The 21,463-nt window shown below is 73.0% G+C and carries 17 protein-coding genes; 6 read left to right on the forward strand and 11 right to left on the reverse strand.

Features of this window, described 5'->3' with window-relative positions; translation table 11 throughout:
* Positions 1-2: 2 nt before the first annotated feature.
* The 5 genes from L6E12_RS22455 (at position 3) to L6E12_RS22475 (ending at position 5,507) form a co-directional block, all read left to right on the forward strand.
* Positions 3-956: an ATP-binding cassette domain-containing protein gene (locus tag L6E12_RS22455; protein ID WP_236229898.1), complete on the forward strand. Its 954-nt coding sequence runs from the start codon at positions 3-5 to the stop codon at positions 954-956.
* Complete coding sequence (locus tag L6E12_RS22460; RefSeq protein WP_236229899.1) at positions 953-1,777, forward strand: ABC transporter permease; 825 nt, start codon at positions 953-955, stop codon at positions 1,775-1,777. The genes L6E12_RS22455 and L6E12_RS22460 overlap by 4 nt, the downstream gene beginning before the upstream one ends.
* A gap of 24 nt (positions 1,778-1,801) precedes the next feature.
* Positions 1,802-3,028, forward strand: coding sequence for a cytochrome P450 (locus tag L6E12_RS22465; protein WP_236229900.1), 1,227 nt, complete (start codon positions 1,802-1,804; stop codon positions 3,026-3,028).
* Positions 3,029-3,137: 109 nt separating this feature from the next.
* The gene (locus L6E12_RS22470; RefSeq protein ID WP_236229901.1) at positions 3,138-4,532 is read left to right on the forward strand and encodes a hypothetical protein; all 1,395 of its coding nucleotides are present in this window, start codon (positions 3,138-3,140) and stop codon (positions 4,530-4,532) included.
* A 96-nt stretch (positions 4,533-4,628) separates the two neighbouring features.
* Positions 4,629-5,507 carry a phosphotransferase gene (locus tag L6E12_RS22475; protein ID WP_236229902.1) on the forward strand — a complete coding sequence of 293 codons (879 nt, stop codon included), beginning with the start codon at positions 4,629-4,631 and terminating at the stop codon, positions 5,505-5,507.
* 5 nt (positions 5,508-5,512) lie between these two features.
* Here the strand turns inward: L6E12_RS22475 and L6E12_RS22480 are convergent, their stop codons facing one another.
* The 3 genes from L6E12_RS22480 to L6E12_RS22490 form a co-directional block, all read right to left on the reverse strand.
* Complete coding sequence (locus tag L6E12_RS22480) at positions 5,513-6,805, reverse strand: glycosyltransferase (RefSeq protein WP_236229903.1); 1,293 nt, start codon at positions 6,803-6,805, stop codon at positions 5,513-5,515.
* The gene (locus L6E12_RS35145; protein WP_308075127.1) at positions 6,802-9,039 is read right to left on the reverse strand and encodes a GH92 family glycosyl hydrolase; all 2,238 of its coding nucleotides are present in this window, start codon (positions 9,037-9,039) and stop codon (positions 6,802-6,804) included. The genes L6E12_RS22480 and L6E12_RS35145 overlap by 4 nt, the downstream gene beginning before the upstream one ends.
* 109 nt (positions 9,040-9,148) lie before the next feature.
* Entirely contained in the window at positions 9,149-9,868 is a 720-nt protein-coding gene (locus L6E12_RS22490) for a spermidine synthase (RefSeq protein WP_236229904.1), read from the reverse strand.
* A gap of 187 nt (positions 9,869-10,055) precedes the next feature.
* Here L6E12_RS22490 and L6E12_RS22495 point away from each other — a divergent pair, with 187 nt between their 5' ends.
* Positions 10,056-10,943: an alpha/beta fold hydrolase gene (locus L6E12_RS22495; RefSeq protein WP_236229905.1), complete on the forward strand. Its 888-nt coding sequence runs from the start codon at positions 10,056-10,058 to the stop codon at positions 10,941-10,943.
* Positions 10,944-10,959: 16 nt separating this feature from the next.
* Here L6E12_RS22495 and L6E12_RS22500 read toward each other — a convergent pair whose 3' ends face one another.
* From L6E12_RS22500 to L6E12_RS22535, 8 genes are all read right to left on the reverse strand, one after another.
* Positions 10,960-12,144, reverse strand: a complete 1,185-nt coding sequence (locus L6E12_RS22500; RefSeq protein ID WP_236229934.1) for an MFS transporter — start codon at positions 12,142-12,144, stop codon at positions 10,960-10,962.
* 90 nt (positions 12,145-12,234) lie between these two features.
* Entirely contained in the window at positions 12,235-12,891 is a 657-nt protein-coding gene (locus tag L6E12_RS22505; protein ID WP_236229906.1) for a GNAT family N-acetyltransferase, read from the reverse strand.
* 102 nt (positions 12,892-12,993) lie between these two features.
* Positions 12,994-14,226 carry an acyl-CoA dehydrogenase family protein gene (locus L6E12_RS22510; RefSeq protein WP_308075122.1) on the reverse strand — a complete coding sequence of 411 codons (1,233 nt, stop codon included), beginning with the start codon at positions 14,224-14,226 and terminating at the stop codon, positions 12,994-12,996.
* Between the two features lie 65 nt (positions 14,227-14,291).
* The gene (locus tag L6E12_RS22515) at positions 14,292-15,140 is read right to left on the reverse strand and encodes a helix-turn-helix domain-containing protein (protein ID WP_236229907.1); all 849 of its coding nucleotides are present in this window, start codon (positions 15,138-15,140) and stop codon (positions 14,292-14,294) included.
* 81 nt (positions 15,141-15,221) lie between these two features.
* Positions 15,222-16,991, reverse strand: a complete 1,770-nt coding sequence (locus L6E12_RS22520) for an ABC transporter ATP-binding protein (protein WP_236229908.1) — start codon at positions 16,989-16,991, stop codon at positions 15,222-15,224.
* Complete coding sequence (locus L6E12_RS22525) at positions 16,988-18,631, reverse strand: ABC transporter ATP-binding protein (protein WP_236229936.1); 1,644 nt, start codon at positions 18,629-18,631, stop codon at positions 16,988-16,990. The genes L6E12_RS22520 and L6E12_RS22525 overlap by 4 nt, the downstream gene beginning before the upstream one ends.
* 170 nt (positions 18,632-18,801) lie before the next feature.
* Positions 18,802-19,194: a hypothetical protein gene (locus tag L6E12_RS22530; protein ID WP_236229909.1), complete on the reverse strand. Its 393-nt coding sequence runs from the start codon at positions 19,192-19,194 to the stop codon at positions 18,802-18,804.
* Positions 19,195-19,863: 669 nt separating this feature from the next.
* A complete protein-coding gene (locus L6E12_RS22535; RefSeq protein WP_374201929.1) occupies positions 19,864-21,462 on the reverse strand; it encodes an MDR family MFS transporter in 1,599 nt (532 codons plus the stop codon).
* Position 21,463 lies beyond the last annotated feature (1 nt).

A 21,463-nucleotide genomic window follows, 5' to 3' on the forward strand; every position in this document is an offset into this window, starting at 1 on the left:
CCATGCACACCCAGCACTCGGCGATCGCGGCCACCGGGCTGCGCAAGTCCTTCGGCGACCACGTCGTCCTCGACGGCATCGACCTGGACGTCCAGCGCGGAACGGTCTTCTCGCTGCTCGGCGCGAACGGCGCCGGGAAGACCACCACGGTCAAGATCCTGTCCACCCTGATCGGCGCCGACGCCGGGAGCGCCAGGGTCGCCGGGCACGACCTCGCGACCGAACCGGACGCCGTGCGCGCCTCGATCGGTGTCACCGGCCAGTTCTCCGCGGTGGACAACCTGCTCACCGGCCGGGAGAACCTGCACCTGATGGCGGACCTGCACCACCTCCCCCGGGGCGACGGCAAGCGCCGCGCCGGGCGGCTGCTGGAGCAGTTCGACCTGGTCGAGGCGGCCGGGAAGCCGGTCTCCACGTACTCCGGGGGGATGCGGCGGCGACTCGACCTGGCCATGACCCTGGTCGGCAGCCCCCGGGTGATCTTCCTCGACGAGCCGACCACCGGCCTGGACCCGCGCAGCCGCCGGGGCATGTGGCAGATCGTCCGGGACCTGGTGGCGGGCGGCGTCACCATCTTCCTGACCACCCAGTACCTGGAGGAGGCCGACGAGCTGGCCGACCGGATCGCGGTCCTCGACCGCGGCAGGCTCGTCGCCGAGGGGACCGCGGACGAGCTCAAGCGCCGCATCCCGGGCGGGCACGTCCGCCTGCGGTTCGCCGACCAGCTCGGCCTCGACGCCGCCACCCGACTGCTGGGCGAGGTGTCCCGCGACGACGACGCCCTCGCCCTGCGGGTGCCCAGCGACGGCAGCCTCCGCTCGCTCAAGACCCTGATCGACCGGCTCGACGACCGGGCCATCGAGGTCGACGAGCTGTCCGTGCACACCCCCGACCTCGACGACGTCTTCCTCGCCCTCACCGGCAACCCCCACGACGAGAAGGTGACCTCCCGATGAGCACCCCCACCCCCGCCGGACCCGCCCCGGCCGACCTCCGGTTCCACCCGCTGCGCGACTCGGCGACCATGCTGCGCCGCAACCTCAAGCACATGCTGCGCTACCCGTCGCTGACCGTGATGCTCGTCGGGATGCCGATCGTGTTCCTGCTGCTGTTCGTCTACGTCTTCGGCGGCACCCTGGGCGCGGGGCTCGGCGGGGCGTCCGGGGGGCGGGACGCGTACGTCAACTACGTCACCCCCGCGATCATCCTGATGACCGTGACGGCTGTGGTCCAGGGGACCGCGATCTCCGTCGCCATGGACCTGACCGAGGGCATCATCGCCCGGTTCCGCACGATGCACATCGCCCGCGTCTCGGTGCTGACCGGGCACGTGCTGGGCAGCGTCATCCAGGCGGCGTTCGCCCTGGCGGTCGTGATCGGCGTGGCCCTGCTGGTCGGCTTCCGGCCCGCCGCCGGGGTGGGCGGGTGGCTGGCCACGGCGGGCTTCCTGGTGGCCCTGACGTTCGCGCTGGTCTGGTTGTCCGTCGCGCTCGGGCAGGTGAGCAAGAGCGTCGAGGCCGCCAGCAACGTGGGGATGCCGCTGCTGCTCCTGCCGTTCCTGGGCAGCGGGTTCGTCCCCACCGACTCCATGCCCGCCGGGTTGCGCTGGTTCGCCGAGTACCAGCCGTTCACCCCGATCATCGAGACCCTGCGCGGCCTGCTGATGGGCACCCCGCTCGGGTCGAACGCCGCCGTCGCCCTCGGCTGGTGCGCCCTGATCGCCCTCGGCGGCTACCTCTGGTCGAAGCGGTTGTTCAACCGCGAGTACGCCCGCTGACCACCCTCCCCGAAAGGAAACCCGATGACCTCGACGGTCCCCACCCCGCACGGCCTGCCCCTCGACCGCGACGCCGGTCCCTTCGACCCGCCCAGCCGCATCACCCGGCTGCGCGAGGGCCGCCCGGTCAGCCCCATGCTCTTCCCCGACGGCCACCAGGGCTGGCTCGTCACCGGCTACGACGCGGTCCGCCAGGCCATGGCCGACACCCGGTTCAGCTCACGGCAGGACATCGGCGTCCTGCACCTGCCCTACGAGACCCCCGGCATGCCCGCCATGACCGAACCGTCCCCACCGGAGCCGGGCGTGTTCATCTCCATGGACCCGCCCGACCACACCCGGCTGCGGCGCACGCTCACCGGGGCGTTCACCGTCCAGCGCATGCGGCAGCTCGAAGAGCACATCGTCGCCATCGTCGAACGGCAGTTGGACGAGATGGCGCGCCTGACCCCGCCGGTCGACCTGGTCAGGCAGTTCGCGCTGCCGGTGCCGTCGCTGGTGATCTGCGAAATGCTCGGCGTGCCCTACGCGGACCGGGAGAACTTCCAGGTCAACTCCGCCAAGATCCTCGTCAAGGACATCTCGCTCGACGACAAGATGGCCGCGTACACCGAACTGACCACCTACCTCGCGCAACTGGTCGCGGGCAAGCGCGCCACCCCCGGTGAGGACCTGCTGTCCGACCTGGCCCGCAACGACGACCTCAGCACCGAGGAACTGGTCGGCATCGCCTTCGTGCTGCTGGTGGCGGGCCACGACACCACCGCGAACATGCTTGCCCTGGGCACCTTCGCGCTCCTGGAGCACCCCGACCTGTTCGCCGAACTGCGCGCCGACCCGGACCTGCTGCCCGGTGCCGTCGAGGAACTCCTGCGCCACCTGGCCGTCGTCGACTTCCTCTACCGCTACGCCACGGAGGACATCGAACTCGGTGGCGAGACGATCCCGGAGGGCTCGACCGTCGTCCTCGCGCTGCTGGCCGCCAACCGCGACCCCCGGCGCTTCGACGACCCCGACACCCTGGACGTCCACCGCAAGGCCCGCGGCCACATGTCCTTCGGCCACGGCATCCACCAGTGCCTCGGCCAGCAGTTGGCCCGCATCGAGATGCGGGCGGGCTTCGGCGGGCTGCTGCGCCGCTTCCCGACCCTCCGGCTCGCCGTCCCGGCAGGCGAGGTGCGGCTCAGGACCGACATGAACATCTACGGCGTCCACGAGCTGCCGGTCACCTGGGCGGACACGGCCCCCTGACACCGCGGGCGCGGCATCGGTCGGCAAGGAACTGACTCCGACTGACCGATGTGGCCACCCGCCCGGGGTCACTAGCCTGATCACCAGGTGACGTCGGGAGGGGTGTGCGGTGCTGAAGGCCGTTCGCGGGTTGGTCGTGTTCCTGCTCCTGGTGGCGGCGTCGCCGGCGGTGCCGGGGGTGGGCAGTGCGTCGGCGGCGGCGTGGACGTTGACCGCGGCCCAGCGGCAGGCGTACCTCTCCCACTACGCGCCCGTCATCTTCAAGCGCGGGGACGAGAGCAGCGGCCGCGAGGGCACCGACTGGCTGTCGAACTACGACTTCGACCGCGACGGGAACTTCTCGAACAACCGGGTGAACTGGCGCGAGGTCAACCAGTACACCCTGGCCGGGGCCCACCCCGACTGGCGCATCCGGCCCACCCTCTACACCGCCCTGATCGAGTACACCAGCAGCGGCACCAAGGACCTCGTCCTGATCTACCACGTCTACAACGCGGCCGACAAGGACTTCAAGGACATCCACGACTGGGAGCGCGTCGAGATCGTGCTGCACGGCGTCACCGGAGACCCCGGTACCGGCGAAACCCCCGTGTACGCCACCATCACCGACCACAAGGACCACGTGATGCGCCGCGGCGTCAACTTCATGACCGCCCCGACCGGCAGGCACCTGATGCTGTGGCAGGCCGACGGCAGCGACCTGGACTCGGTGACGGTCAACCGCCACGGCCACGAGCTGCGGTTCGTCACCGACTCCTGGGCCACCGTGGCGTCGCGGGTCGAGGGCACGGGCACGGCCGAGGTCGACATCAACAACGACAGCGACAAGAACGTCCACTACGTCTTCGTCCCGGAGCGCTCCACCGGCGCGGTGGCGGCGCTGCGGGCGGGGGCGGTGACCCCGGCGACCGCCTTCGACCTCGCCAGCAAGGTCGACGACGACACGGAGGTCCCCTGGCGGGCCACCAAGCGGGTGACCTACGAGTTGCAGGACCTCGCCGACATCATCCCCACCCACTGGCAACACGCGGCTTGGGCCACCCACTGGCTCAGCGACAAGTCCAGCGACGTCCTGCTGGAGTCGGCGGTGACCTCGGAGTCCGGTGCGGTCGAGGTCACCGCGGGGCTCCAGCGCTTCCACACCGCCTCCCGCGACTCCGGCCGGTCCGACCTGACCGACGGCCGCGAGGGCATCCTGTCGAAGAACTGGTTCTACGGCGCCTACTCCGGCGAGGAGAACGCCGACACCATCTCCGGTTCCGACGACTTCGGCGGCTACCAGGGCCTCGGCCTCGACAGCCTGGGCCGCAGCCGCGGTGCGGCCAGCGGCGACCCCGCCTCGCACGGCGCGTACTGGCGGCAGCACGACTTCTTCGTGCACACCGGCGTCGTCGACACCGCCGAGAGGCGGGAAGCGGGGACCTGGTTGACCGGGCAGTGGTACACCGCCGCGAACGGCGGCTTCGACGGCCGCTGGGTGCAGCTCTTCGACGACCGGCCGTGACAGCGCGGTGGGCGCCTCGGTGGCGGGCTCGCCGCGCCGCTCCGGGCGGCTAAACGGGTCGTGCGGGCACCTGGGCCGCGGCTACCGTTCTCCGCCATGAACCTCGACGAGGCCACCGCTGAACGGGTCCGGCACATCCTGGGCTCCCCGGTCGTGCGGGCGCGGGCGGTGACCGACCGCGGCTACGCCCCGAACCAGCGGTGGGTCGTGCGGACCGGCGCGGGCCACTCGGCGTTCGTCAAGGTGGCGCGGGAGCCGCTGACCGCGTCCTGGCTGCGGGCCGAGCACGCGGTCTACAGCAGGCTCAGCGCCGCGTTCCTCCCCGAACTCCTGGGGTGGGACGACGACGGCGCCGAACCCCTGCTCGTGCTCGAAGACCTCACCGGCGCCACCTGGCCCCCGCCGTGGACCCGGGACTCGGTAGACGCGGTCCTGGACACCCTGGACGAGGTGCACGCGACCCCGCTGGACCTGCCGAAGATCGACACGGACCACCAAGCCGCGGACGGCTGGCCCGTGGTCGCCGAGGACCCAGGCCCCTTCCTGTCCCTGGGCTTGTGTTCCCCCGCCTGGCTCGACCGCGCGCTGCCGGTCCTGCTGGAGGCGGCCACCCCGGAAGCGCTCACCGGCACCGCCACCCTGCACCTCGACGTCCGCAGCGACAACCTGTGCCTGCGCGGCGGCGCGGCGGTGCTGTTCGACTGGAACCACGCCGCCCTGGGCGATCCGCAGGTCGACGTCGCCTTCTGGCTGCCGAGCCTGCACGCGGAGGGAGGCCCGCGTCCCGAGGACGTCCTCGACCTCGACCCGGCGATGCCCGCCATCGCGACCGGTTTCTACGCCGCCCGGGCCGGGTTGCCGGTCATCCCGACCGCCCCGCGCGTGCGCGTCGTCCAGCGCACCCAGGTGGGCACCGCCCTGCCCTGGGCCGCCCGGGTGCTGGACCTGCCGCCCCCGGACGGCGACCCCGCCTGACCGCGCTACGCCGTGCGGGAGCGGGGGGTGGCCAGGGTGATCGGGTCCGGTGCGGTGAACAGGTCGTCGAAGACGCGGGCCCGGTCGAAGGTCATGGCGTGGTCGCGGGCGCGGACCTCCATGGCCGCGCGCTCCTCGGGCGACATCTCCAGCACCACCCGGTCGATCGCCGCGGCGATGCCCGCGACGTCGCCCGCCGCCACGAGGATCGCCGTGTCGCCCACCGCCTCGCCGGTCCCGCCGGTGGTCGTGGTGATCACCGGGCCGCCGCCCGCGAGCATCTTCTCCGTGAGGGCGATGCCGAAGGTCTCGACGAACTCCGGTTCGGGCTTGGTCGGCAGCGCGTAGGCCGCGCAGCCGCGCATGAGCAGCGGCTTCTCCTCGTCGTCCACGTCGTCGAGGTGCACGATGCGGTCGTCGTCCCCGGTGAGGGCGCGGAGGTGGTCCAGGGCCGGGCCGTTGCCCGCCACGACCAGCTTGACCTTCGACCGCGCCCGGGACCGGGCGAACGCGGTCACCAGGTCGTAGATGCCCTTGGCGCGCGCCACCCGGGACAGGAACAGCACGTAGCCGTCGCGCTCCAGGCCCCGCCGGGCCAGTGCCGCGTCCACCGCGACCGGGTCCAGGTCGAGGTAGGCCGAGGTGTCGATCGGCGGGTAGCTGACGGCGACCCGCCGCGCGCACTCCTCGGCGAAGCGGGTGCCGCAGTGGACGTCCACGTCCCGCGCCGAGGCGATGATCTCCTGGCGGGTGTACTCCGAGACCGCCAGCACCCGGTCGTTGGCCAGGAACGTGGTGAACAGGACCACCGCCGCGCCGAAGCGGCCCTCGCGCAGGCAGGAGCGGATCACGTTGGTGACGTCCGACCCCACCGCCTTGGCCATGGTGCGCACGTCGGGGGCGTAGCCCGCCGCCCGCGCCGCGGCGACGGCGTCGCCGACGACCACGTCGTGCGGGGCCAGGTACATCGACAGGCACGTGGTCGGGACCGGCTCGGCGAGCAGCTCGACCAGGCGCCCGGTCAGCCCGGCCACGTACCGGCCGTCCGGCACCCGGTAGTCGCCGACCGGTTCCGGTCGCTCCACCGTGATGCCGTCGCTGTAGGGGGTGATCCGGTCGAGCGGTTTCAGCGGCAGGCCCGCCGCCTGCAGCGCCGGTATCGGCCAGGTGAGCAGGCGGACGTCGTCGAAGCCCCGGGTGCGGGCGACCTCGGCGAGGTTGCGCGCCTCACCGGAGTGCCCGCAGATCACCGGGTCCGCGCGGACGACGATGACGAGGCGGCGGTTCGGTCGTGTCATGGGCGTGCTCCCGTCCCGAACAGGTCGGATGATGACGGCGGGCGGATCCGGTGCCCCCACCCAGAGGGTTCGGGGCCCAACTCCAGGTGCAGGGTGCCGCCCGCGTGCAGGTCGGACCCGCTGATGTGCGCGGCTTTCAGCGGCTTGCCGTTGAGCCGGGCCGATTGCACGTACTGCGGCGGCGGTGCCTGCTCCGGCCCGTCGGAGCTGATCGGCGTCTCGCGGTGGCCGCTGGTCTCCACGACGAAGTCCCCGCGTCCGGTGTGGATGGTGGCGCGCTCGAACGCGGGGGCGTTGACCAGGAACAGGTTCTGCCCGGCGACCGGGAACAGCCCGAGCGAGGCCCACACGTACCAGGAGCTGAGCCCGCCGGAGTCGTCGTTGCCCGGCAGCCCACCGGGGCCGGTGCCGAACTGCCAGGTCAGCGCCGCGTGCACCACCTCGGCGGTGCGGTCCGGCCTGCCCGCGTAGTGGTAGGACCACGGCGCTTCCATGTCCGGCTCGTTGTTGAGGCCCTCGAACCGGTTCAGCGCGTACCCCGCCGCCATGACCGTCTGGTCCGGGCGCTTGCCCGGCTGCACCACCCGGGGGGCGCCGCGGCCGAAGAACTGGTCGAGCATGGTCACGAACGCCTCGTCGCCACCGGCCATGGCGATCCGGCCCGCCATGTCGTGCAGGATGCGGAACGAGTAGTTCCACTTGCCGCCCTCGTAGAACGACGAGTCGCGCAGCAGGCCGGTGGCCGGGTCGAACGCGTTGGTCCACAGGCGGGCGCGGGCGTCGAGGTCGTCGGCGAGCCTGCTGTCGTTGAGCGCCCTGGCCACCCCGGAGGTGCAGTGGTAGGCGTAGGCGAGGTCGAGGGTGTGCGAGATCGGGTGCACCACGCCGTGCTCGTAGAAGTCCTCGCCGTACATCCGGCGCAGGTCGCCCTCCATGTGCACCAGCGCCCAGTTCCAGTCCAGGTCGCCGAGGCCCAGGGCGTGCGCGTCGGCCAGCGCGGTGTGCGCCAGCGCGCTGGCCTGCCGGAAGAACCGGTCGGCGCCGCGGGCCATCCGGTAGCCGATGGGGAAGTTGCCCTCCTCCTCGCACACCCGGATCAGCGACTCCAGCAGGTCCCCGGCCCGGTCGGGGCAGATGGCGGCGAGCAGCGGGAGCTGGGTCTTGTAGATGTCCCACATGGTGCACACGTCGAAGGCGTACGGCCCGGCCGTCGGCCAGAACGGGCTCTCGTCGTCGGCGAAGCACGGCTTGATCAGCGAGTGGTACAGCGAGGTCGCGAACACCCGCCGCCGCGCCGGTGACCCGCCCTCGACCTCGATCCGGCCGACGTGGTCGCGCCAGCGGTCCCTGGTCTGCGCGTGGACGCTGTCGAACGCCGACACCGCCCCGCCGCACTCCCGGTGCAGGTTGTCCCTGGCCTGCTCGCAGCCGCGCAGCGAGAACCCGATCCGCACCTCCACGCTCTGCCCGGCGCCGGTGGGGCCCATGAACAGCAGCCCGAACGGGCGCAGCGTGGTGTGCCGGATGCGGTCGAAGTCCAGCCGCGTGCCGCCCTCGATCAGCCTGCGGTCGTGCCAGAGCATCTGGCGCCAGCCGGGGCTGTCGACCTCCACGTGCACCGACAGCGGCACCCCCTCGACCACGACGGTGCCCTGGGCGCGGCCGTTGCCGGTGCTCTCCACGTGCGCCCGCAGCGGCACCGTGCGGCCGTGGTCGATCGCCAGCCCGCCGCAGGACAGGTCGACGACGATCCGGGCGCTGCGGTTCTCGGGGAAGGTGTAGCGGTGCACGGCGACCTTCTCGCCGACGGTGATCTCCGAGCGGATCCCGGTGTCGAGGGTCGCCGCGTAGTACCCGGCCTCGGCGGTCTCGTCGTGCAGCGGCCACGCCTGCCCGAGGGTGTCCAGCGGCTGCACCATCGGGGTGACGCGCACGTAGTTGTAGTACTTGCGGATCGCCCCGGTGCCGGACTGCTGGAAGTGGGTGAACCCGGAGGCCAGCACCCGGTCGAACATCGCCTCGGGCACGCCCTCGGTGTTCTTGGTGTAGAGCCCGTACCCGGTGGGGTAGGCGCCGGAGTAGGCACAGGCCGACACCATGCCGAGCGGGGAGGTGGCCCCGGGGTGGGTGTTGCCCACCTGCGGTTTCGGCCACCACCAGGTGGCCGCCAGCCCCTGCGCCGCGGGCAGGGAGGTGGCGGCCGTGCCGATGAAGGGATCGATGTCGTCGAGGATGGCGAAACCCTAGGACAGGTGGTTCGCCCCAGTGGTTTCGACGATGTGAACTCCGGCCACCACTGCGGTGGCAACGGCTTTGTTCCCACCGCGTTCACCCGGGGGTCGCTCAGGCGGGGACCGATCCGAGGTAGACGGTGGCGGTGGCGTCGCGCTGCTGCAAGGGGTTGTCGAAGGTGACGACCTCGGCGGCGGCGTCGGCGAACACGCCGGAGAGGACCTCGGTGAACTCCGCGTCCGGCGGGTCGTTGGACCACAGGGCGAACACGCCGCCGGGGTGCAGCATCGACGTGAGGTGCCGCAGCCCGGTCGGGGCGTAGAACACCGCGTTGTCCGGGTGCAGCAGGTGCCTGGGGGAGTGGTCGATGTCCACGACGATCGCGTGGAAGCGCCTGCCCGGCTCGGCCGGGTCGAGGCCGTCCGCGGAGCGGGCCATGGTGAAGAAGTCGCCGTGCACGAACCGGCAGCGGGGGTCGGCGGTCAGTTCGGCGCCCGCGGGGATCAGGCCCCGCTCGTGCCACTCGATCACCTCGGCCAGCGCGTCCACGACGACCAGCGAGCGGACCGCGGCGCTCTCCAGGACGGTGCGCGCGGTGAAGCCGAGCCCCAGCCCGCCGACCACCACGTCGAGCCCGGTGCCGTCCAGCCTGCCGAGGGCCAGCCTGCCCAGCGCGACCTCGGAGGCGGTGAACATGCTCGACATCAGGAACTCGTCGCCGAGCTTGATCTCGTGGACCTGCCGACCGGTCACCGGGTCGAGCCTGCGGCGCAGGACGAGTTCGCCCAGGGGCGTCGGCCGCCAGTCGAGTTCCTCGAAGCGGGCGGTCACCAGGTCGGCTCGGCGGGTGTGCGCATCGAGCCAGCATAGACAGTGGCCACCCGGTGACCGGTCCCCGGCACCGCGGAACCGGGATCAGCCTGCGGTGTCCGCGCTTCGCCACTCGTACGAGTGAACCCGGCCGCGAAACGCCCCGTTGTGGTGATCAGCCCCGGCTGCGATCGGGTATGCAGGCCCGATGTCTACCACCGCCTGCGTCCACGCGGCCGACCACGAACTGGAGTACCGCGGGTTCCGGTTCGTGGTCCGCACCGCCACCACAGGTGCCCGCGCCACCGAACCCCTCGTCATCATCGGCGGTTCCTCCCAGTACCGGCACTCCTGGATGCGGTACGAGCGGCAACTGCTGGAGCACACCAGCATGGTGACCTTCGACCTCCCCGGCTACGGGGACTCCGACCACCTGCCCGCCGAGCACGGCCCGGACTTCCTGACCGGGGCCGTCCACCACGCCATCGGCGCGCTGTCGCTGGGACCCGTCAACCTCTTCGGGGGCTGCTTCGGGTCCCCGATCGCCCTGCGGTTGGCGCACCACCACCCCCATGCGGTCCGCCGCCTGATGCTGTTCGCGACCACACCGGCGCTGACGCCCGAGGCGGTGGCCCGCGCCCGGCTCTGGACCCGGATGTGGGACGCAGGCCGGTTCGACGAGCTGGCCGACGCCATCGTGGCGGAGTTCCTGTCCCCGGCGCACCTGCCGGTGAAGCGGCGCAAGGTCGTGGAACGGCACATGCGCCACATGATGGCCAACCGCAGCAGGCGCGTCCTCGCCCAGGACTTCACCCACCGCGAGCGCATCCTCGCCCACCCCTGGTACCCGGCCTCCCCCACCGCCACCATGCCCGCCCTCGTCGCCACCGGCGAACACGACACCTACACCCCGCCCGCCGGGGGCCGGGAGGTCGCCCGCGCCCTCGGCGCCCGCTTCACCACCATCAAGGAAGCCGACCACCTCGCCCACCTCGAACGCGACACCGAAGTGGCCGACCTGATGGCCCACTTCTTCACCGACCGGCCCCTGGACTCCCTGCCCTACCTCAACCCCGTCGAACACCCCGCCGCCTGACACCGGGCGGGGCCGGTCACCGGGCCACCCGGAACCCGCGCGCGGACGGCACCAGCGCGGCGGCGGCGGGAGCGGCGAAGCAGACGGCGGCGCAGGCGGCCAGCACCGGCCCCGGTCCGAAGTGGTCGATCGCCGGTGCGATCACCGCCAGGCCGACGGGGGCGAGCCCGTAGGACAGCAGGAAGTCCAACGACGACACCCTGGCCAGCATGGTGGGGTCCACCTCCTTCTGGGTGGCGGTGAACCACGGGACGTTGAACAGCTCGATGCCCAGACCCGCCAGGGCGTAGGCGGCCACGACCACCGCGGCGGGCACGGGCAGCAGCAGGCTCAGCGGGGCGAACCCGTAGCAGGCCAGACCCGCCAGCGCGGCCCACCCGGGGGCGCCGGGCTTCCAGCGGGCGATGACGACCGCGCCCACCAGCGCACCGACGGTGTAGGCGGTCAGGGCCGCGGCGAGCACGGCCTCGGTGCCGTAGCGGTCGCGGCTGACCACGGGCAGCACCACGCCGGTCGCGGCGTAGCCGGTGGCGATCACCGCGGTCAGGGCACCGAGCCCGGCGAGGAACCACGGGTGCCTGCGGGCCTCGCGCACGCCGTCGAGGAAGTCGGCGGTGAAGCGGGTCGTGGCGCCCGGCACCGCCGGGGCCTGCCGGGGCCCGGCGGGTGGGATGAGGGCGGCGCCCAGCCACAGCACGCCGGTGGCGACCACCAGCGCCGGGGTGTCGACCACCACGGCCAGCAGCGCGGTCAGGCCCGGGGCCACCAGGGTGGTGACCCGGACGGCGAGGGTCAGCGCGGCGTTGGCCTGCTGCCGCTGCCCCTCGGCGACGACCTCGGCGGTCAGCGCCTGGAAGGCGGGCCTGCACGCGCCCTGCCCGGCCCCGACGACCGCCGCCGCGGCGGCCATCAGCACCACCGAGTACCCCATGCCCACGGTGATGACCGGTGAGGCGAACCCGGCGACCAGACCCGCCCACAGCACGACCCGGCGGCGGGATCGGCGATCGGCCAGGACCCCGGCCACGGGCACGGCGACGAGGAAGCCCGCCGAACGGGCGGCCAGCACGACCCCCAGCTCCACCGCCGTGATGGACCGTTCGAGCACCGCGAGGCCGAGGATGAACGGCAGCGCCCAGGTGGCGATGCCGGAGGCGGTGGTACCGGTCCAGAGCCGGAGGAAGGCCCGGCTCCGGAACACCGATGCCGACCGCTCCTCGGCAACGGTGACGTCGTGCGCCACGCGGACTCCTCCTCGCAGGGACGATGGGTATCGGGACGACAGCGACCGCTAAGCGGCCAGGTGCGCGGCGGTGATCGGCGACTCGACCACCCACCCGAGCCCCCGGTACAACGCCAGCCCGGCTTCGGTGGCGACCAGCACGGCGCGCACCGCACCACGGGTCGAGGCGACCCGCGACAGCTCGGTCATGACGACGCTGCCGAGACCCCGCCTGCGGTGCGCGGGGTCGGTCTCCACCATGTCGACGACAGCGGCCCGACCGCGCACCGCGACCTGCCCCTTCGCCGCGCACCCCCCGTCAGCGGTGCGGACGACGACGTTGTGCACGTCGCCGGTGCCGCGCAGCTCCACGGTGTACGGATCCGGTGGCGTGATGGGCGGGTGTGCCCCCAGCCCGGTGCTCATCAAGTACTCCGCCGCACCGGTGGTCCACCGCGAACCCAGCCCCGGCCGCACCTGCTCAGGCGAACCGCAGACCTTCAACCACGTCCCGGGCTCGGTGAGATCGGCGGCCCGCGGGCCGACCGAACCCGGGTCCGGCAGGACGTAGCGCACCCGGTGCCCGGGCAACCCGACATCGATGCGGTAGCCATCGGGTTCCACGACGGGATCCGGGACACCGCGCGACAACGCCCAGCCCCACACCCACTCGGCGACGACCCGGCGGGTCCGCGACCCGGCCACCGAGGTCCAGGAATCGATCACACCGCGATCCTGCCACGGCTGTGTCCACCGCCTCGGCGATCCCGCCCGGCACGCGACCACCCCGGCTGATCCGCTCAGCCGGGTCCTCTTCGGAGACGAGTGCTAGCCGCGCGGCGGGGTGAGGACGGGGGTACGGCGCAGTTCGGCCTTCGCCACCGAGCGCAGGTGCACCTCGTCGGGCCCGTCGAACAGGCGCATCGCCCGGTGCCAGCCGTACATCGCGGCCAGCGGCGTGACGTCGGTGATGCCCGCGCCGCCGTGGACCTGGATGGCGCGGTCGACCACGGCGGTGACCGCCCGGGGCACGGCGACCTTGGCCATGGCCACCAGGTCGCGGGCGGCCTTGTTGCCCTGGGTGTCGATCACGTGGCAGGCGTGGTGGCACAGCAGCCGCGCCTGCTCGACCTCCAGCCGGGACTCGGCGATCTGCTGGCGCACCACGCCCTGGTCGACGAGCGGCCCGCCGAACGCCACCCGGGTGCTCGCCCGCTCGACCATCATGGCCAGCGCCCGCTCGGCCGCGCCGAGCGCGCGCATGCAGTGGTGGATGCGGCCGGGGCCGAGCCGGGCCTGCGCGGCGGCGAACCCGCCGCCCTCCTCGCCGACGATGTTGCCCACCGGCACGGCCGCGTCGGTGAACCGGACCTCGGCGTGGCCGTGCTGGTCGTGGTGGCCGAACACCGGCAGGTCCCGCACGACCTCGACCCCGGGGGTGTCGCGGGGCACGATGACCATCGACTGCTGCCGGTGCGCCTCGGCCGCCGGGTCGGTCTTGCCCATGACGATGAAGAAGGCGCAGCGGGGGTCCATGGCGCCGCTGGTCCACCACTTGCGGCCGTTGACCACGTACCGGTCGCCGTCGCGCTCGATGCGGGTGGCGATGTTGGTGGCGTCGCTGCTGGCCACCTCGGGCTCGGTCATGGCGAACGCGGAGCGGATCTCGCCCGCCAGCAGGGGAGCGAGCCAGTCGCGCCGCTGCTGCTCGGTGCCGAGCAGGTGCAGCAGTTCCATGTTGCCGGTGTCCGGGGCCGCGCAGTTGATCACCTCGGGACCGATGTCCAGGCTCCAGCCGGACAGCTCGGCGATCGGCGCGTACTCAAGCTGCGTCAGGCCCGACTCGGCCGGGAGGAACAGGTTCCACAGGCCCGCGGCCCGCGCCGCGACCTTCAGCTCCTCGACCACCGGCGGCACCTCGTGCCCGTCCGGTCCAGCCGCCGCCCGGTGCGCGGCGTAGGCGGCCTCGGCGGGCAGGACCTGTTCCTGCATGAAGGCCACCATGCGGTCGTACAGCGCGCGGGCGCGGTCAGAGGGCGCGGGGAGCACGTACACCGACACGGGAAGCCTCCTGAACAAACCGAGCGCTTGGTCGGTTCGAAGCTAGGCCGCTGTCCGGTTCGCTGTCAACGCGAGCGCCCGGACCGGACGACGTCGAGGGCGAAGTCGACGTACTCGCGGGCGACCGCCTCCGGCGACGACGGCCCCTCCGGTGACCACCACTGCGGCAGCGCGGCGCACATCGTCACCACCGCGCGCGCGGCCTCGTGCGGCAGCGGCGTGCCCATCAGCCCGCGGCGGCACCCCTCGGCCACCTCGTCGTCGACCATGCGCTGCACCTCCTGCCGGGCCGCGGTGATCCGCGCCCGGCTCTCCCCCTCCAGGCTGCGCATCTCACTGGCGCCGATGAACCCCAGGTCGCGCCGGTGCGTGTGGAACAGCACCAGGCACTCGACCAGCCGCGTGAACCGCTCCACCGGCCCGTCCCCCTCGGCCCGCGCCGCCCTGGCGCGGACGAGCAGGTCCGCCACCGCCAGGTCGAGCAGCGCCACCAGCAGGTCCTGCTTGCTCGCCCAGTGGTGGTAGACGCCGGGCACGGACAACCCGGCCCGCTGGGCGATGTCGCGCACGCCCGCACCGTGGTAGCCCAGCTCGACGAACGCCTCCAGCGCCCCCGCCAGCGGTGGGTCCAGCTCCAGCGGCGGGAAGTCGCGCCAGCCGCTCCCGGGACGCGCCGGGGACTCCACCAGGTCTTCCGGCCGGGTGCGCAGCAGGGCAGCGGCGGCGGCGATCCGGTCGTCGGTGATCCTGGTTCGACCGTTCTCCACGGCGCTCCAGGTGCCCGCGCTGACTGAGAGGGCGCCCGCGACCTCGCGCAGGGTGAGCCCCGCGGCGCGGCGGGCCTGCCGCAGCCGGGCGCCCAGCGCGACCCGATCCGCGTCGGCGGTGCCGCGCGCCGGGGTCGATCGAGCCAAGGCCGCCCTCCCGCACTCGCCGTCGCAGTCGGGCGATCGTAGCTGAAATCCCGTTCGACCAGAGCGTTCGCTCGGTCGGTTTCAGGTTTCGGCTCGGTCGGTGGACCACGCCGCCCAGAGGCGGGCGTAGCGGCCACCCGCGGCCACCAGGGTGTCGTGGTGGCCCTGCTCGACGACCTGGCCGCGGTCGAGGACCAGCACCAGGTCCGCCGCCGCGGCCTGGCTGAGCCGGTGCGCCACGACGATGCCGGTGCGACCGCGCAGCGCCGCCGCCGCCGCGGTCTCCAGGACCCGGGCACCACTGCTGCCCGCCTCCGCGGTGGCCTCGTCCAGGATGGCCAGCGCCGGGTCGGCCAGCACCAGGCGGGCCAGGGCGACCTGCTGGGCTTGGACCACGGTCAGCTCGTGCCCGCCCGCGCCGACCCGGGTGTCCAGGCCGTCGGGAAGCGCCAGCGCCCAGTCCAGCGCGCCGACGGTGCCCAGCGCGCCCCGGACCGCGTCGGCACCCGCCCCGGGCGCGGCCAGGGCCAGGTCCTCGGCCAGGGTGCCCGCGAAGGTGTGCACCTCCTGGGTCACCAGCACGACGGCCTCGCGCAGCGCGGCGGGGTCCAGGTCGGCCAGGGCCACCCCGCCCAGGTGCACCGAACCCGCCGTCGGCCGGTGGATGCCCGCGACCAGCTTGGCCAGGGTGCTCTTGCCGCCCCCGCTCGCCCCGACGAGGGCCACGGTGCTGCCCGCCGGGATGTCCAGGTCCACCCCGCGCAGCACCTCGTGGTCGGCGACGTACGCGTACCGCAGCCCCACCGCCTTCACCGACCCGTCGGCCGGGACCGCGCCGGTGCCCGTGCTCGCCCGCGGGCGCTCGTCGATCACCCCGACCAACCGGGCGAGGCCTGCCGTGGCCGACTGGAGGGTGTCGAGCAGGAACAGCACCGAGTTGACCGGCCCGAACAGGTTGGCGAAGTACAGCGCGGCGGCGCTGGCCGCGCCGATGGTCACCAGCCGGGCGTCCACCAGCACGAACCCCATGCCCAGCACCGCGGCCAACCCGAGGAGCTCGGCGCTGTTGAGCCTGCCGAAGAACCGGGTCTGGGTCCTGGTCACCTCGACGATCAAGCCGTTCGTGGTGTCCACCCGCCGCCCCACCGCGGCCACGTGGTCCTCGGCCAGCCGGAACGCGCGGACGGTCGCCGCGCCGCCGAAGCTGTCGAGCAACTGCTGCTGCTCCCCGGCCGCGGCGACCCGCTGGGCGGCGTACAGCGGCCCGGACCGGCGCAGGTACCAGCGCGCGGTCGCCACCTGGATCGGCACCGCCACCAGCGCCGCCGCGGCGAACCGCCAGTCCAGCGCCAGCAGCCCGAACAGCGTCAACCCGATCACCAGCGCCGACTGCACGAAGGTGGGGAAGGCCTGCCGCACCGCCTCGCTGATCGCCGCCACGTCCTCGGTCACCCGCGAGGTCAGGTCGCCGGACCCGCCCTCCTCGATCCGCTCCAGCGGGAGCGCGAGCACGCTGTCGACGAAACCCTCCCGCAGCTCCGCCAGCACCCGCTCACCGAGCCGCGAGGCCAGCACCAACCCGCCGAACGCGAGCCCGCCCTGGCCGAGGGCGGCCAGCGCCAGCAGCAGCACCCGACCGGTGATCGCCCCGGTGTCCCCGCTCGCGGCGAGGTCGACGACGCCGCCGAGCAGGGGAGCGGTGAGCAGGCTCAGCCCCGCCGCCCCCAGCAGCGCCACCGCGGCGAGCAGGGCCTGCGGGCGGTGCGGTCGCAGCAGCGCCCACACGAGCTTCCGGGTGCGCTCCGGCGAGGCGATGGGCAGCGGCGCGTTGCCCGGGGGAGGGGTGCTCACGTCAGGACCGCCTCGCGGTAGTCGGGGATCTCCGCCACCAGCCGGGCGTGGGTACCGGTGGCCACCACCGAACCCCGGTCGACGAAGACGACGCGATCGGCCTCGGCGAGCAGGGCCGGGCTGGTGGTCAGCAGGACGGTCGTCCGCCCCGCGCGCAGCTCGCGCAGTCCCGCGGCGATCCCCGCCTCGGTGACGGCGTCCACAGCCGTCGTCGGGTCGTGCAGCACCAGCACCGGGGGATCGGCCAGCAGCGCCCGGGCCAGCGCCACCCGCTGCCGCTGCCCACCCGACAGCGACCGCCCCCGCTCGGTGACCGAGGTGGCGAGCCCGGCGGGCAGCGCCTCCGCCACCTGGTCCACCCGGGTGGCCGGGGCGACGCGGGCCAGGTCGGCGGTGGGGGAGGCCCGGACCAGCAGGTTGTCCTCGACGCTGCCCTCGAACAGGTCGGCGTCGTGCGGGGACACCAGCACCGCCGCCCGCAGCGCCGCCGGGTCGAGCGAGCCGAAGCCCACCCCGTCGAGTCCGATGTGGCCGGACTCGGGGTCCGCCTCGCGGTTGAGGTAGCGCAGCAGCGCGGTCGCCGCGGCGGGATCGGGCACCACCACCCCGACCGACTCACCCGGTGCGACCCGGATGTCCACACCGGACAAACCGGGGCCGCGCACACCCGCCAGCACCAGTTCACCCGCGACCGGCCCGGTGACCCCGTCCTCGCCGCCGGTCACCGCCGGGGGCGCGGCGAGCGCCCCGGCGATCCGCGCCGCCGAGGCCCGGCCCGCCGCCAGCGCGGCGGTGATCTCCCCGAACGCCCCCAGCGGCGCCAGCAGGAACTGCGCCAACCCCACCGCGGACACCAACTGGCCCACGGTGATCTCACCCGCCGCCGCCAACCGGCCGCCGACCAGCGCCACCAGGGCCAGGAACAGCCCGTTGACCACGATGACCGCCCCGGAGTACCCCGCCTCCGCGCGAGTGGTGTGCAGGGTGGCGTCGAGCGACTCGCGGCTGGTGCGCCGGTACCGGGCCATCGCCGCGGCTTCCGCGCCGATCCCCTTGACCACCCGCACCCCGCGCACCAGGTCGGCGGCGATCCCGGCCGCCTGCGCCGCCCGTTCCTGCTGCGCGGCGCTGCGCCGCTCCAGCGGCGCGCTCAACAGCCGCACCACCAGCAGCAGCGGCGGTGTGCCGAGCAGGATCAGCAGCCCCAGCGGCACCGAGAAGGCCAGCAGCGCCGCACCCGCCACGGTGATCCCCACCGCGGCGGCGATCCCGTGCGGCACCAGGAAGTTCACCGTCGCCGTCCGCCGCGCGTCGGCCGTCGCCACGCTGACCGCCTCCCCGGGGAGCAGAGCGCCCCCGCCGCGGGCGTCGAGTGCCCTGGCCGCCACCGCGAGCCGCAGCTCCCGGTCCGCCCGCACCCCGGCGAGCGTGCCGATCCGCATGCCGAACCGCCAGCACAGCGACAGCCCGGCGAACGCCGCCGCCAGCAGCCCCAGCCACACCGGCAGCGCCCCCGCGTCCCCGGTGGCCACGGCGCGGTCGATGACCACCCCGATCAGGATCGGCACCGCCGCCTCACCCGCCTGGTAGCCGGTGAACAGCGCGGCGGCGGCGAGGATGCGGCCGCGCTGCGCGCGCATCGATCGGCGCAGGACTCCCTGCCCGGTGGGCACCGTGTCGGTCACCCTGTGCCCCTTCGCCGCGGTCCTACGAGTGTTCTTAGCCTATCCTCACTCGTCCACGGCGACGCCCGGACCCGACCGGGTCACAGGCGGGCGACCAGGGGCCCAGGGCGACGGGGGAGGGCCGGTCAGAAGTTGTCGGCGTTCGTCAGCTCGCGCTCGAAGGCGTCCGCGCTGGCGACGAGCAGCTTGAGCGGCCGTTCGAACTCCTCCAGGACGCTCAGGTCCTCCAGCGGCACCGTGTGCTTGAGCAGCGCGACGCCGCCCGCGACGGCCGCGCCGCCGATGAGCGCCGTGCCCGCGAGTTCGAGCAGCCTGCGGTGGTCGACCGCGTCGGCCCGGCCGACGGCCGAGGAGATCTCCAGCCACGCCCTGCCGTCCACGTCGGGGACGTGGTGGACCGCGACCTGCTGGGTGCGGGTGCCCTCGGTGTCGAGCCGGAAGCGGAGCCAGCTGTCGTTCTCCTCCAGCACCTCGTACCGCGTGCGGACGTAGTTGATCACATCGGTCCAGGTGGTCACTCTCACTGCCTCCCGCGTCGAGCCGTTCGCCATCGTAGTACCAGGACGCGCCCCGGCGGTCGGGAACGACACCCGAAAGCCGGTCGCGGCGCCCCGGCGGGGAAGCGAGCCCTGCTCACCGGTGCCGCACCGCCACCGTCCACACCGGATCGGCCCCCGCGGTCACGGTACTCAGCTCCCCATCACCCCGAGGGCAGAGGGCGCTCGACTCGTTTCACCCCATGAAACGCCTAAAAACTATTAACTATCCTGATAGTGTGAGTCGATCTCGCACCGTTGTCCGGCCGTACGGGACAACGCTGGATGCGCCAGGACGGGGAGGATCGGCCAACCCTTCCTGTCCTGGCGCGCATGTCGATCGCTGCCTCGCGGGGTGGGGGAGTGGTTCGACCGCGTTCCGCCGGTCTTGGTGTCCGGGCTGGATGCGGAGGGCGCGATCGGGTTCGCCTCGCCCGCGCGCCTCGCCATCGGTCGCTTCCTGTCCTGTCGACGCTCGGCGCCCACCGTCGCATCTGCTTGTTTCACCCCATGAAACATCTATTGGCTATTCACTATCAAGATAATCGATCATTCCTCGAAACAGAAACCGATCCAAAGACAGCAAAGAGACAGAAGGGAACTGATGACCTGGAGGGGACCGGCCCACCGGCCCCCTCCAGGTGGGTGTGGCTAGTGGGCGCTGGCCATCTCGGCGGCCAGGCGCTCGTCGCCGCTGAGGGTCTTGAGGGGCTTTTCCTTGATGAGCAGGACGGCGATGGCGGCGATGACCGCGATCGGGGTCGCCACCAGGAACAGGTGGGCGGTGGCCGAGCCGTAGATGTCCTGCACGACCAGTCGGACCGGTTCGGGCAGGGTGGTCAGGTCCGGGACTGCGGTGGAGCCGCCGCCGGTGGGGGCACCGGGGAAGCGCTCGGCGAAGTCGGAGCTGATCCGGTTCGCCAGGACCGCGCCCAGGGCGCTGACGCCGACCGCACCGCCGAGGCTGCGGAAGAAGGTCAGGGTGGAGGTGGTGGCGCCGAGGTCCTTGGCCGGGACGTCGTTCTGCGCGGCGAGCACCAGGTTCTGCATGAGCAGGCCGACGCCGACGCCGAGGACCGCCATGTAGACGGCGACCAGGGGGATGGCGGTGCCCGCGCCGATGGTGGACAGCAGCAGCATGCCCGCGACCATGATCACGCCACCCGCGACGAGGTAGGCCTTCCAGCGGCCGTACTTGCTGATCAGTTGACCGGCGACGGTGGAGGACACCAGCAGGCCGAAGATCAGCGGCAGGCTGAGCAGCCCGGCCTCGGTGGGGGTCATGCCGTGCCCGATCTGGAAGTACTGCGACAGGAACACGGTGCCGCCGAACATGGCCACGCCGACCAGGGCGGAGGCGATGATGGACATGGTGACGGTGCGGTTGCGGAAGATCGACAGGGGGACGACGGGGTCCTTGGCGCGGCCCTCGACGTAGACGGCGAGGGCGAGCAGCGCGACGCCCACGGTGACCAGCAGGGCGGTCCAGCCGGAGGCCCAGGCGAACTTGTTGCCCGCCAGCGACGACCACACCAGCAGGGTGGACACGCCGGTGACGATGAGCGCGGCGCCGAGCCAGTCGATGGTGACCTCCTTGCGCACGACCGGCAGGTGCAGGGTCTTCTGCAGCAGCGCGATGGCGGCGAGGGTGAAGGGGACGCCGATGAAGAAGCACCAGCGCCAGCCCAGCCAGGAGGTGTCGACCAGGACGCCGCCGATGAGCGGTCCGGCGACGGTGGCGACGCCGAACACGGCGCCGAAGATGCCGGAGTAGCGGCCGAGTTCGCGGGGCGGGATCATCGCGGCCATCACGATGGTGGCCAGTGCGGAGATGCCGCCCGCGCCGAGGCCCTGGGCGACGCGGCTGGCGATGAGGACCTCGATGTTGGGGGCGAAGCCCGCGACGAGGGATCCGATGACGAACATCGCCAGGGAGAGCTGGATGAGCAGCTTGCGGCTGTAGAGGTCGGCCATCTTGCCCCACAGGGGGACGGTGGCGGTCATGGCGAGCAGTTCGGTGGTGACGACCCAGGTGTAGACGGACTGGCTGCCGTCGAGGTCGGAGATGATGCGCGGCAGTGCGTTGGAGACGATGGTCGAGGCCAGGATGGCCATGAACATGCCGAGCATCAGTCCCGAGATGGCCTGGAGCACGTCGCGGCGGCTGTGGGGGGCCGGGGTGTCGGCGCCGGTGGTGGGTGTGGTGTGGTCGGGTCCGGTGGCGCCGGGCTCGGTGGTGGTGTCGGACATC

Source organism: Actinokineospora sp. PR83, from assembly GCF_021056305.1.
Classification (GTDB): Bacteria; Actinomycetota; Actinomycetes; order Mycobacteriales; family Pseudonocardiaceae; genus Actinokineospora; species Actinokineospora spheciospongiae.